At 28.8% G+C, this 14,032-nt stretch carries 10 protein-coding genes, 1 tRNA gene and 2 rRNA genes; 8 read left to right on the plus strand and 5 right to left on the minus strand.

What is annotated here, in order from left to right:
- Positions 1 to 37: 37 nt before the first annotated feature.
- The 6 genes from MRZ80_RS06825 to MRZ80_RS06850 all read left to right on the plus strand — a co-directional run bounded on the left by MRZ80_RS06825 (position 38) and on the right by MRZ80_RS06850 (position 5,961).
- Entirely contained in the window at positions 38 to 2,047 is a 2,010-nt protein-coding gene (locus MRZ80_RS06825) for a minichromosome maintenance protein MCM (protein WP_292537647.1), read from the plus strand.
- A 266-nt stretch (positions 2,048 to 2,313) separates the two neighbouring features.
- Entirely contained in the window at positions 2,314 to 2,739 is a 426-nt protein-coding gene (locus MRZ80_RS06830; RefSeq protein WP_292537649.1) for a translation initiation factor IF-2 subunit beta, read from the plus strand.
- 226 nt (positions 2,740 to 2,965) lie between these two features.
- The gene (locus MRZ80_RS06835) at positions 2,966 to 4,000 is read left to right on the plus strand and encodes an NMD3-related protein (RefSeq protein WP_292537651.1); all 1,035 of its coding nucleotides are present in this window, start codon (positions 2,966 to 2,968) and stop codon (positions 3,998 to 4,000) included.
- Positions 4,001 to 4,056: 56 nt separating this feature from the next.
- Positions 4,057 to 5,016: a tyrosine--tRNA ligase gene (locus tag MRZ80_RS06840; protein WP_292537653.1), complete on the plus strand. Its 960-nt coding sequence runs from the start codon at positions 4,057 to 4,059 to the stop codon at positions 5,014 to 5,016.
- A gap of 21 nt (positions 5,017 to 5,037) precedes the next feature.
- A complete protein-coding gene (locus MRZ80_RS06845; RefSeq protein ID WP_292537655.1) occupies positions 5,038 to 5,370 on the plus strand; it encodes a hypothetical protein in 333 nt (110 codons plus the stop codon).
- Between the two features lie 108 nt (positions 5,371 to 5,478).
- Positions 5,479 to 5,961 carry a pyridoxamine 5'-phosphate oxidase family protein gene (locus tag MRZ80_RS06850; protein ID WP_292537657.1) on the plus strand — a complete coding sequence of 161 codons (483 nt, stop codon included), beginning with the start codon at positions 5,479 to 5,481 and terminating at the stop codon, positions 5,959 to 5,961.
- Positions 5,962 to 6,129: 168 nt separating this feature from the next.
- Here the strand turns inward: MRZ80_RS06850 and tmk are convergent, their stop codons facing one another.
- Entirely contained in the window at positions 6,130 to 6,708 is a 579-nt protein-coding gene (tmk, locus tag MRZ80_RS06855; RefSeq protein WP_292537659.1) for a dTMP kinase, read from the minus strand.
- Positions 6,709 to 6,818: 110 nt separating this feature from the next.
- Here tmk and MRZ80_RS06860 point away from each other — a divergent pair, with 110 nt between their 5' ends.
- Positions 6,819 to 9,269, plus strand: a complete 2,451-nt coding sequence (locus MRZ80_RS06860; protein WP_292537662.1) for a U32 family peptidase — start codon at positions 6,819 to 6,821, stop codon at positions 9,267 to 9,269.
- 39 nt (positions 9,270 to 9,308) lie between these two features.
- Here the strand turns inward: MRZ80_RS06860 and MRZ80_RS06865 are convergent, their stop codons facing one another.
- Positions 9,309 to 10,115, minus strand: a complete 807-nt coding sequence (locus MRZ80_RS06865; protein ID WP_292537664.1) for a sulfite exporter TauE/SafE family protein — start codon at positions 10,113 to 10,115, stop codon at positions 9,309 to 9,311.
- 173 nt (positions 10,116 to 10,288) lie between these two features.
- Here MRZ80_RS06865 and MRZ80_RS06870 point away from each other — a divergent pair, with 173 nt between their 5' ends.
- A complete protein-coding gene (locus MRZ80_RS06870; protein WP_292537666.1) occupies positions 10,289 to 12,220 on the plus strand; it encodes an AAA family ATPase in 1,932 nt (643 codons plus the stop codon).
- A 1,098-nt stretch (positions 12,221 to 13,318) separates the two neighbouring features.
- Here MRZ80_RS06870 and MRZ80_RS06875 read toward each other — a convergent pair.
- The 3 genes from MRZ80_RS06875 to MRZ80_RS06885 all read right to left on the minus strand — a co-directional run.
- Positions 13,319 to 13,391, minus strand: a tRNA-Phe gene (locus MRZ80_RS06875).
- Positions 13,392 to 13,451: 60 nt separating this feature from the next.
- A 5S ribosomal RNA gene (gene rrf / locus MRZ80_RS06880) occupies positions 13,452 to 13,573 on the minus strand.
- 264 nt (positions 13,574 to 13,837) lie between these two features.
- Positions 13,838 to 14,032: ribosomal RNA gene (locus MRZ80_RS06885) — 23S ribosomal RNA — on the minus strand; the annotation flags it as partial.

Raw genomic sequence — 14,032 nt, forward strand, 5'->3', positions numbered from 1 at the left:
AATATTTATTATAATTATAAATAAAAAAATATTATACATGGAAAGCAGGGTTGATAATAAAAAAATAAACACAGTACAGATTACAAATCTGGAAGAATTCTTTAGTACAAGCTGTAAAGATGAGATATTTGCAGCACTTGACTTATTTCCAGATGAAAAATCAGTAATCATTGACTATAACGATCTTGAAATGTTCAATCCAGACATTGCAGATGCTCTTCTTGCAAAACCTAATGAAACATTAGAAGTTGCAACAGATGCTATCATAAATATAGACCCTCAACGTAGAGATATAGGACTTAATGTACGATTTAAAAATGTTCGTAACGTTGTACATCTAAGAAATCTTAAAAGTGAATATATAGGAAAATTCATAGCTGTAGATGGAATTATCAGAAAAACAGATACAATCCATCCACGTATACAAACAGCTGTATTTAAATGTAGAAGCTGTGGAAGAATACATGAGGTAAAACAGAAGACAAACCTCATATTTGAACCTGCAGCATGTAGTGAATGTGGAAGTAGATCATTTGAAATAATAGAAGATGAATCAACATTTATGGATACACAAACTGTAAAACTACAAGAACCACTAGAAAATCTATCAGGTGGAGATCAGCCAAGACAAATAAATGTAGTTCTTGAAGATGACATGGTAGATACACTCACACCAGGAGATAAGGTTCGAATTACAGGAATTCTAAAAACACAACGTGATGATAAAACAAAACGTTACAATAACTACATATATGGAAACTACATAGAACACCTAGAACAGGAATTTGAAGAGTTACACATCAGTGAAGAGGATGAAAAAGAAATTATTGCTCTTTCAAAACAGCCTGATATCTATGAACAAATCATAGCATCCACAGCCCCATCAATTCAGGGATATGATGAGGTAAAAGAAGCAATAGCATTCCAACTCTTTGGAGGAACAGCAAAAGTACTTGAAGATAAAACACATATACGTGGAGATATGCATGTTTTAATAGTTGGAGATCCTGGTATTGGTAAATCCCAGATTCTTAAGTATGTATCAAAACTTGCACCACGTGGAATCTATACAAGTGGTAAAGGTACAAGTGGAGTAGGACTAACTGCTGCAGCTGTACGTGATGATCTTGGAGGATGGAGTCTTGAAGCAGGAGCATTAGTACTTGGTGATAAAGGTAATGTATGTGTTGATGAGCTTGATAAGATGCGTGAAGAGGACAGATCTGCAATTCACGAAGCATTAGAACAACAAACAATATCAATTGCAAAGGCAGGAATTATGGCAACACTTAATAGTCGTTGTAGTGTACTTGCTGCTGCAAACCCAAAATTTGGTAGATTTGACAGATATAAGTCAATTCCTGAACAAATTGAACTACCACCACCAATTCTATCACGTTTTGATTTAATATTTATTGTTGAAGATAAACCTAATGCAGAACGTGACCATAAACTTGCAGGACACATCCTTAAAATACACCAGGAAAACACAGTACCATATAAAATTGATCCTGAACTTCTTCGTAAATACATTGCATATGCAAGAAAAAGTGTACAGCCAACACTTACAGATGAAGCAGCAAAAGTACTGCAAGACTTCTATGTTACAATGAGAAGTGGTGCAATAGATGATGAATCACCAGTACCAATTACAGCACGTCAACTTGAAGCACTTGTAAGACTAGCTGAAGCTAGTGCACGTATACGTCTTAGTAATGATGTACTAAAAGAAGATGCAGAACGTGCAATAAGACTTCAGGAAAACTGTATGAAACAGGTAGGATATGATCCTGACACTGGAAAAGTAGACATTGATAAGGTTGAAGGAAGAACACCAAAATCTGAAAGAGATAAATTTAACATTGTAACAAAGGTAATTAAGGAACTTGAAGATGAATATGATGGATTTGCACCAAGAAACGTATTATATCTAAAACTTAGTGATGATCATAACATTGAAGAGCCTGATGCTGAGAAATTTATCAACATTCTTAAAAGTAAGGGTGTGATCTTTGAACCTACACCTGATAAATTTAAAACAACATAAAAGAAATTATGAGTTTAGATAAAATTAACTAAACTTCATATAAATTTCCCCTCTTTTTTTTGAAAAATAAAATTTAATTAAAAATATTACATAAAAGTAGAAATTAATATAAAATTATATAGTAGTAAAAACATAATTATATAAATACTATAAAAATAATTTATTCAAAAAATAAGATTATGGGAATAAATAATATATTATAATTTTTTTATACAAATTATACCAAGGATTTAGAAAAGTTAATTAGATGGAGGTTTATACATACTATGTCAAAAGATGCAGACTTTGAAGCTTATGAAAAACTATTAGATAAAGCATATGAACAACTACCAGATAAAATCTTTGAAGCAAAAAGATTTAAAGTACCAAAAGGATACTCAGTTATTCAGGGTAGTCGTACAATCATCAAAAACTTTGGTGATATAGCAGGAACTCTAAATCGTGACCCACAACATGTACTTAAATATCTACTAAGAGAACTTGGTACATCAGGAAATGTGGAAGGAAATCGTGCAATACTTCAGGGTAAATTTACACACTACGTTATAAATGAACGTATTGAAGAATATGTTGATAACTTTGTAATGTGTCATGAATGTAACAGACCAGATACAGTTATTATCCGTGAAGACCGTATTGACATGTTAAAATGTAGTGCTTGCGGAGCAAGAGCACCACTTAAATCATTATAAAGAAATTTAAGAATTATATGATGATATAGAACTTCATATCATCTATAGCTTACTTTTTTTATAAAATCTTTTTTCAAAAACCACATTACACTCTTTTTTAAAATTATATCATTATTATATTTAATAGAAAAAAAACTCATTTTTTAGAATTAAAAAACTACTAAATAAAAATTACATATAATAAAAGAAATTGAAATGTGGAAATATATTGAGGTGAATTAGAGAAATGTTTTGTTTATTATGTAGCAGTGAAGAAAAACTCTATGATGGACTATGTAAAAGCTGTTTTCTTAAGGAATTTGAATTAGTAGAAGTTCCAGAATATGCAACATTTAAGGCATGTTCACACTGTGGTGCCATACAAAAACATGAAAAATGGGTACAATCTGGCTACTATGATGATGAAATTATCAATGATGCAATAAGAAAAGAAATTAAAATAAATGATAAACTATCAAATGCACAGATAACAACAGAAATTCTAAATAATCGTGGACGAGTATATGAATGTGTTCTTCATGTTACAGGTGATGTGATAGGTGAACCAATAGAAAAAGACTATCCAATCGATGTAAAAGTTGAAAAAAGTGTATGTCCAGACTGTAGTAAGTTCTTCTCAGGATACTATGAAGCAGTAATACAGCTAAGAGCAGATGATCGTAAACTTGAAGATGAAGAAATTAATGAAGCAGATATTTTCATTGCAAATGAAATTCAAAGAATATCAAAAACAAACAAGCTTGCATATGTAACAGAAAGAACTGTGCTAAAAGAGGGTGTTGACTACCAGGTAGGATCATATAATGCAGCACATAAGATTGCAGTTAATCTTCAGAAAAACTTTGGTGGAACAATAAAAGAATCAAGAAAAATTGTGGGACGTGACAAGTCAAAAAGTCGTGATCTTTATCGTACCTGGCTTTCTGTACGTCTTCCATCGTTTCATAAAAATGACTTTATTGAATATGAAGATGAAATATATCAGATTAAAAAAATTGGAAGTCATAAATTTATGGGTATGAATCTTAAAGATCATAGTGAGGAATCTATAAGTTGGAAGCAATACGATAAAATTAATAAAATTGCAACTATGGATGATGTCTGTGAAACTACAATTACAAACATTACACCAACTGAAATTCAGGTTCTTGACCCTGACACTTACATGACTGTTGATCTTAAATATAATGATGATCACAACCATAATATTGGTAGTCAAATAAATGTCATAAAAATAAAAGAAAGAATATATATATTATAATATTATAAGAAAAAAAAATAACTAGATATACAACATTTTTTTGGGAGAAATAAATAATGAATATTGATGAAGCTATAGCTAAAATTACAAAAGATACAACAGAAGTTATAGAAGTTGAAGAATTAAAGGAAATTCTAAAAAAGGATGAAAAAGTAGCATATGTTGGATTTGAACCATCAGGAAAAGTTCATCTTGGACATGCACTTACTGTAAAACGTATGATAGCACTTCGTGATGCTGGATTTAAAATTAAAATCTTTGTTGCAAACTTACATGGATTCCTTAATGGTAAAGGTACACTTAAAGAACTTAATGAAATTGCAGATTATAACATTAAATGTTTCAAAGCATTAGGTCTTGATGAAAATACAGAATATATCCTTGGATCTGATAGAATTACATTTGAATACATGTCAGATGTATTTAAAGCTGCACAATTTACAACAATATCAAGAGCACAAAGAAGTATGGCTCAAGTTTCAAGAGATAGTGAAAACCATAACGTTGCAGAAGCATTATATCCAATAATGCAGGCTATGGATATTCATGATTTAGGTGTAGATGTAGCAGTTGGTGGAATGGAACAGAGAAAAATCCACATGCTTGCACGTGAAATTCTTCCAAAAATGGGATATGATGCACCTGTTGTTATACACATACCACTTATTCATGGAACAGATGGATCAGATAAAATGTCTAGTAGTAAAGGTAACTTTATTGGTGTAGATGATTCAGAAAAAGAAATTAAAACTAAAATTAATAAAAGCTTCTGTCCTATTGGAGAAGTTGAAGGTAACCCTGTTATGGAACTTGCACACTACTACATATTTGATGAAAATGAGAAAATTCACATAGAAAGACCTGAAAAATTCGGTGGAAATCTTGATCTTACAGAAGATGAGTTATATGATATTTACTCAAAAGAAGAACTTCACCCAATGGATCTTAAAAATACAGTTGCTAAATACTTAGTTGAAAAACTTGCACCTGTACGTAAATACATGGAAGAAAACTAAAATATGAAGAGTTGATTTATCATGGCAAAACAGACAATGAAAGTACTCTCTGGTATGAGACCAAGCCAGGTTGATGAAATGATACGTACATATGATCTTAACATGATTCAAACACGTGAAGGTCTTGTATATTTTGAAGGTGAACTTGAAGATTTAAGAAGTGCAACAAAACATGTAGTTGATGTTGTACTTCCACCTGGACCTACAGTTACAGAGATAAAAGAAACTGTGGCTAAGTATGAAATAGAACTTAAAAAATCAGATGATGGTCCTATGTTTCATGGAACACTCTATGAAATTAATGAGGCAATAAATTACATGGTAGATTTAATGCGTGAAAGACTTGATATGTAATATTATCATGTAATATTTTCTATTAAATATCTTAAAAATACACTTAACTTTATTAAAAGTATAAATTATTAAAAGTATAAATAGTTACACAATAGGAGGAATAATATTATGAACATTCCAGACTTACGTAACAAAAAATTAGAAGTAACAGATATAGATGAAATTAAGAAATTCTTAAATCGTGCAACAACAATAAGAGTATCATTTAACTCAGGTGAAGGATACCCAATTACTCTACCATTATCATATGGATATGAATTTACAGATGATGATAAACTCATATTTTACTTCCACGGTGGATTTAATGGTGTAAGATACAACAAAATATCTGAAGATGGACGTGTATGTATAGAAACAGATGTATTTGAAAAATACCATCAAGCACCACCTAGTGCAACAGCAGATTATACAAGTCTTGTTGCATTTGGAGATGCAGTAGAAGTTAAAGATGAAGAAAAAGAACATGCAATGCGTGAAATCCTTAAACACTGTGGATACGGATACATTGACATTGATGAAAAACTCTTCTCTGTAACATCACTTTTCAAAGTTGAAGTTGAAAAATACACATGTAAATGTAAAATTGACTAAGTTCAATTTATAAACATTTCATTTTTTTCTTTTTTTTTATTCTTTTTTTAAATTAACCTTAAAAATTCTAAATAAAATATACATATTCTTTTTTTTTATTTGAAATTAATCTTCCACAAAATAGCTTATTATAAAAAAAAAGTTAAAAGTTAAAAGGGGGAGGTGAATTTATAAATCTAGTTTATCTGATAGTAGTTTTAAAACTTCATATTTAACATCATCAATTGAGCCTGTTGAATCTATTTTTATCATTTCACTATTTTCTTCAAGTAGTCTTAGATAGTTTTTTCGTGTTTTTCTTAGAAAGTCTAGTTTTTCAAATACTTCTGTTTCATCACAACGTTCTATTGCTACATCTTCATCTACATCAAATAGTATTGTAAGATCTGGTTTTGGTGCATATTTATTTATTATTTCAATCCATTTTGGATCTATACTGTCACTGTTTTGATATGCTATACTTGAATAGTATGATCTGTCACTTAGAATTATCTTATCTGTTGAATTTTGTATTTTATGTTTTAGTGTTAGTCTGTCTGCTGCAAATAGTAGTGATAGTTTTTGTTGATTTATGTCTGTTGTTGATGTATCATCTTGGAGTTGTTTTCTTATAAGTTTTCCTATTTCTGATTGTGTTGGCTCAACTACTATTTCTACATCATATCCCATATTTTTTAGTGATTCACTTAGTAGTTGACATTGTGTTGTTTTTCCTGATCCATCTATTCCTTCTAATACTATGTACATCTTAATTTTCCCTTTGTTTGTTGTTTTGATATTATTATTATATATCTTTAAATTTAAAAATATTATATAATAAAGATTAAAATTTAAGATAATAGGAGTGTTTATTTTTTATGGATGGTAAGTGTAAGGTTTTATCACCTGTTGGAAGTTTTGATATTCTTAAAAGTGCTGTATTTGCTGGTGCTGATTGTGTTTATATTTCAGCTAAGAAGTATGGTGCTAGAGGTTTTGCTGAAAACTTTTCATATCGTGAAATTAGGGAAGCTGTAGAGTTTGCTCATGAATATAATGTTGAGGTTTTTGTTACTGTTAATGTTTCTATTCTTGAGTGTGAAATTATTGATGTTATTGAATATGTTTATTATCTCTACTGTGTTGGTGTTGATGGTGTAATTGTTGAAGATATTGGTCTTGGATCACTTATTAGTAGTCTTATTCCTGATCTTAATTTACATGCATCTACTCAGATGACTATTCATGATTATTCATTTACAAAATGGCTTGCATGTAATGGTTATAGTAGTGTTAATGTTTCTCGTGAAGTTCCAATTGGTCGTATACATATGATTAAGTCATCTGCTTTAGCTGATAATTTAGATGTGGATGTTGAGGCATTTGTTCATGGTGCTATTTGTTATTGTTATTCTGGTTGCTGTCTTATGTCATCATTTTTAGGTGGTCGTAGTGGTAATAGGGGTATTTGTGCTCAGCCTTGTCGTCTTAAGTATTCGCTTTTCTCATCTAATGGTAATGAGATTGCAGAAAGTAATTATCTTCTAAGTACTCGTGATCTTTGCACATATCATGATGTTGATAAGCTAGTTAATGCTGGTGTTAACACTATTAAAATTGAAGGTCGTATGAAAACTAGTGAGTATGTTACAGCTACAACTTATGCATATAAAAATGCTGTTAGTGGTAATTTAAGTAGTGATGATGAGTATATGCTTGATGTTGCATTTAATCGTGGATTTAGTAGTGGATATATGATGGAAAATGAATGTTATGATGTTGTAAATCGTAAGTATTCTGGTAATCAGGGCTTTATGATTGGTTATATTGACCGTGTTTATGATGATGAAATTAGAATTCATTTAACTAATCGTAAGTATCCTATTGAAATTGTTAATGGTGATGGTCTTAAGTTTGTTGATGAGAAATCTAGTTGTGGAATGTATGTTAGTGGTATTGTTTCACAGGGAAAGGATTTTGTTAAATTAAAACTTAATAAGAAACTTAACCTTACAAAGGATAGTTTTGTATATATCACTTATTCTAAATTCCTTGAAAATAAGACAAAGGCTATAATTAATGAAGATAATACTAATAAAGTTGCCATTGACTTGTTAATTAATATTAATAATGAAAGGGAACTTGAAGTAAAATGTAGTATTCCAAGTATGGGTAAATGCTTTAATTATAAGGCAACAGAAAAATTCCAGAAAGCAAAAAATAGACCATTAACATGTGATGTTATAGATAAACAACTTAGAAAAACTGGTGATACACAATATAGTATTGAAAATATAGAGTATACTAACTTCTATGATGATCTTTTCATGCCAACATCTGTTATTAATGCTATTCGTCGTGATCTCATTGAATATGTAGATAGTGAAATTAGAAAATCACAAAATCCAACACACAAAAAACAACAACAAGTACGTCAAAGTATTGATGAATTTAAAGATGCATATAAAAATAAAACATACAATACAACAGATACTGTTAAATATGGTGCTTATATTACATCTAAAAAGCAGGCTGAAATTGTAGCAGGTTATGATTTTATTGATGATGTATACTATGATGGTAGTTTTAATTATGATATAAAAGGTCATTATTATAAAAATATCTTCTATTCACTTCGTGATATTGCAACTGTTATTGGTGATAAAAATCTTATATGGACTCTTCCTGCACTTTGTGGTGATAGTGAAGTTGGAAAAATTAATTCTATCATTGAACAACTTAAAGATGAAGGTATAGCTATTAAGATTCAAACAGATAATATTGGTGTTGCATCAGAAATTAATAGTTGTGATTGTTATGGTGTTAATTTAAATATTTATAATAATTACACAGTAGAAAAACTTGCAACTACCCCTGAATTTAAAAGGTTAGCTATATCAACTGAACTTGGATTTGATGATTTAGTAAGCTTTGATGTAAATAGTGATTGTGAACTTGAATATATGATATTTGGTAAGTTAAGATTAATGATAAGTGAGGATAATTTCAAGGATATTATAGGTGAAAATAAAGATGAATTCTACTATCTTAAAGACACAAAAAACAACACCTATCAACTAAGAATAGATGCACATAATCATTCACAAATATATGATGAAAAAACACTTGACCTTACAAATCACATAGAAAAACTAGAAAAAACAGCAATAGACAATCTAAGTCTTGATTTAAGACTATATAACACTACACAAACACGTGAAATTATGAAATATATAGATTCAAAAGTTAATAAAAAACAAGTATACAAACTACCAGAAGATATGAAAACATACACTGCTAATTTTAAAAAAGGTTTATATAAAAAATAAACCTTAAAATTTATTCTTTTTTTTATTTTAGTTTTATTTTTAAATTATCCTAAGCATATTAAGTCCAATATATAAAACAAGTACAACTTGTAATGCTTTAAGATATTTAGTATTAATTTTCTGTGATAATTTTGCAGCATAACCTGAAATAAGAGTACTTGTTATTGCAATAAATACAAACTGAAGTATATTTACATATCCAATAGAAAAGCTTGGAAGACCAACAACACCCTGTCCTAGTATGATGTATGCAATAATACCACCAAGACTTGTTGCAATAATTGCAGCAGATGATGTACCAATAGCTTTACGTGTAGGATATTTAAAAAGAATTGTTAATGCTGGAATCATAATAACTCCACCACCAACACCCATAAGTCCTGAAAGAAGACCTGCTATAAGACCAAGAAGTCCATGAGCAAGTGAGTTTTTATTGATATTATCATCATTTTCAGGATATTTAAGAACTATCATATTAATTGCAGAAAATATACATACAATTCCAAAAAATATTTCAAGATAACGTACATTTACAGTTGTTGATATTAAAGCACCACTTACTGCACCAATAACACCAAAGATCATTAAAAGTCCTAGTCCTGTTTTTTCAATCATTCCATTTTTATAATGTTTCTGACTACTATTAATCATTGTAACAAATATAACAGCAAGAGATGTTGCAAATGACATAGGAAGTGCAATTGAAGCTTCAACACCATTCATCAGCATTAAATTATACTGGATAGGTGTGATAATAATTCCACCACCAACACCAAGAAGTCCTGCCATTAGACCACTAAAGCAGCCACCACATAAAAGAAGCAATATATATAATAAAAAATCCATAATAAATTCCACTTTAAATGTTTTCTTAAAAAAAATTATAATTTAGACTAATATTTTTCCAAAAATTTATTATAATAATTTAGAAATATAATCTAATCTAGATATATATAATAATTTAATATGAAAAATATTTAAAAATATTTACATTAAAAGTACACAGGAGACTTAGCTGTTTGAAAATATCTGACATTGAAAATATAAAAGGTGTAGGTCCTAAAATTACCCAAAAAATTATTCAAACATATCAAGACTATGACAACTTCAAAGAAAGCATAGAAAACTATGAAATTGATAAACTAATGAATATACAAGGACTTAGTAATAAAAAAGCACTAGAAATTGCACAATACATTCTAGGATATGGAGAAAATAACTTCATAAAAACACGACAAGCACAGAAAATCTATGATGAAATAATAGATACAATACTTAAATTTGCAAATACAACATATGCAAAAAATCGTATCAGACTTATGATGCCAACAAATAATATTGACATGATAAAAGATACAAATAAGTTAATAATTGACACATTAAATGAAACAGAAGACCTTGACTATAACTATATCAGCAAACTTTATGCAAATATTAAGCCACTTGATGATGATATAAATCCAAGCTTTGATGATACATATGCAATAATATGTGAAGACTATGATGACTACCTTGAATTTATAAAACGTGGATATAACAAATACACAGATATTTATCCAATAGAGGATCATCCAAATATAGATGACTATGAATTTATACTCTATGTATATAATGAATTTCTCATAGAACCACCAAGTGGTGCAAATATTATAAGTATAAAAAATACAGCAGAAGAATATGAAATACAACCAAATAGTGTACTTGAATATTACATACAAAATCTTAAAATCCTAGAAAATGTCTACACACTAAGAAAATATCTTAAAAAAGACAGTATAATAGGTGATGTAATAAATACAATTAAATCAATTAATCCAGATAAGGAAAACATCAAACCAATTGAGACAACAGTTGAAGAAATAAAAGATGAAGCAGATGCAATAATAAATGCCCAGATAAAACAGATAAATCTTGTTGGCGATGAAGTATTACAACTATTAAATGCTGATGAAGATATGCCACCAAAGATTATGAAAATCTATAAAGATGTTCTTAATGATGCATGTCAAAAACTTGCAGATGAAACAGGAATATTATTTGATCCATTCATAATACAATATCCACTAAAAATAGATTATAATGAGATTAAAAGAGTAAATGAAAATATGATGGCAACAATTCATCTAAATGAATATGAAAAAAAGATCAATGCATGTTCAATATTATCTGAATGTAAAAAACAGATAATAGATGAAGTAGATGAAATAATACACTATGACTACCAGTTTGCACTTGCTGCATTCTACAAAAAGTATGACCTGTCAATTGCAGAAATTGGTGATAAATATATACTAGATGGAGCATTACATCTTAAACTTAAAGAAGATGAAATAGAAAATGATACTTCTATGCAGCCTGTCATGTATAATCTTGATGATGAAAACAATATAATTCTTCTTACAGGAGCAAACAGTGGTGGTAAAACAACACTTCTTGAAACACTTGCACAACTAAATATCATGGCACACATGGGAATTGGAGTATGTGCAAAAAGTGCAACAATTGCACATACAGATGAAGTATACTACTTTACAAAAAGACAATCATTAAATGCTGGTGCATTTGAAACATTTCTAAAATCATTCATACCCGCAGCAGTAGGAGATATGCGTAAACTTATACTTATTGATGAGCTTGAATCAATAACAGAACTTGAAGCTGCAATAAAGATCATTACAGGATTTATTCAACTTATAGAAGATAAAGATAACTATGCCATAATTGTAACACACATGGCACCTGAGATTCTTAAACAAACAAAAGATCTTAATATCCGTGTTGATGGAATTGAAGCAAAAGGACTTGATGAAAACTATAATCTTATAGTTGATCGTAATCCAAGAATCAATTATCTTGCAAAAAGTACACCTGAACTTATATTAAAAAGAGTATATGAAAAATCACAACAACCACAAAAAGATATCTATAAAAAGATACTGGATAAGTTCTAATAATAACCCCCATACTTTAATACCTTTTTTTGAGATTATTATATTTATAAAAAAATAGATTTTAACTAAAAATAAAGTAGAGTATTGCCTGTTTACTAACTCTCCAGATCACAGGTAGATTACCAACATTCCTCCCCGAGCAACCCTCGTACCAGGCAACCACAAATTAATACTACAAGATCCATTACAGACTAAATAGAAAATAAATTCTATTTAAAGTATTAACTCCACAGAAATAATTCTGCAGATGTGATAATAATACATTTACAAAACATCAATATTATAACTTTACAATTAATAAAATACCAATTTTAAAATAAACAATATTACAAAAAATAATAAAATAACTAGAAAATATACTAAAAAATACATACAAAAAAATAGGAAAACTAAATGAACAAAATAACAATAAAACACAATAAAAAATAGAAAAAATAACAAAATATACAAGTGAAAATATATCATAAAACTAGTATGTAAAATCACCTTATTTTAATAAAATATAAAAAAATAATACTACATCTACATAACATGATACATATTTTATAAAATTTACCATATCCTTTAATTATTTAATAGAATTTATTTAATTTAAATTAAGAATTATATATAAACTATTAAAATAATTCAATCTAAATTAAATTAAAAAATAATGAAAAAATAAGAATTTGTATAATGAAAAAGTAGAAAAAAAGAAATGAAAAACAGGAAAACTATGAAAAGAAAACTATGAAAAAATCACCAGCAGATAAAAAAAAGATAAATTATCAATGATGAATATTAATGACAACACAGTTTATATTAAAACCATTACACTAAATCAAATAACACATATTACATAATAGATAACATCCACAATAAAAGATACCAAAAAATATCAAATAAGAATCAATGATAAAAAAAGATAAATTAATAATGAAAAATAAAATTTAGAAAAAATAGTCTGAAAATTAGTCTGGAAATAAAACCTTGGAAATTAAAGAAATAGTTCTTACATAGTCTAACTAAAATAATTTAAATAAAAAATATTACCATGAAAAATAATTATTACAAAAAATAGTTTAAAAACAAAGTTAAAAATTAAAATAAATTGTTCAATGCCGTGGGCCGGACTTGAACCAGCGACATCCAGATCTTCAGTCTGGCGTTCTCCCAACTGAACTACCACGGCACCTAAAAAAATTACAAGTTTAAATGTAATATAAAATTTAGATTTAAAAAGAATATTAAAGGCCAGCAACTTTCGAGCCTTCCCATAAGTTTACCGCTTATAGTACCAACAAGAACGTAGATAGACTTTATTACTGAGATCGAGACGAGATCAGATGTGACCCTATCGCTTTGGTCGCTGTACCTGTGCTTAATATAATATATATACTAAGTTATATATATACTTTACGATCGAATATGCATATCCATATTAAAACTAGCATTATCCAAATACTGAATACACCTAACTAGAATAAAAATAGCTAATATTTTTATTAATAAAACACTAATTTTCAAGTAATGTTGTATCTATAGTAAAACATAATTTAATGTTACCAAAGACTAAACTTTCTGTTAATAGTACGAACATAACAAGTATATTCTATTTATTTTAGTGTTCTTTGAAATTGTGAAATAAAATCGGACGTTGGAGACTGCGGACTTAACAACTCGAATAATAAAACTCTCGAAGCTTACATCCCAATTCCATCAAACAAGTCTTCTACTCGTGTCCTAAAAAAGCTGCTTATTTTTACGGAATACCTCAGGCTTAGATGCTTTCAGCCTTTATTATCATAGAGCGTAGCTGCCCAGCGATGCCTT

The organism is Methanosphaera sp., from assembly GCF_022768985.1.
In the GTDB taxonomy this organism is placed as follows: Archaea; Methanobacteriota; Methanobacteria; order Methanobacteriales; family Methanobacteriaceae; genus Methanosphaera.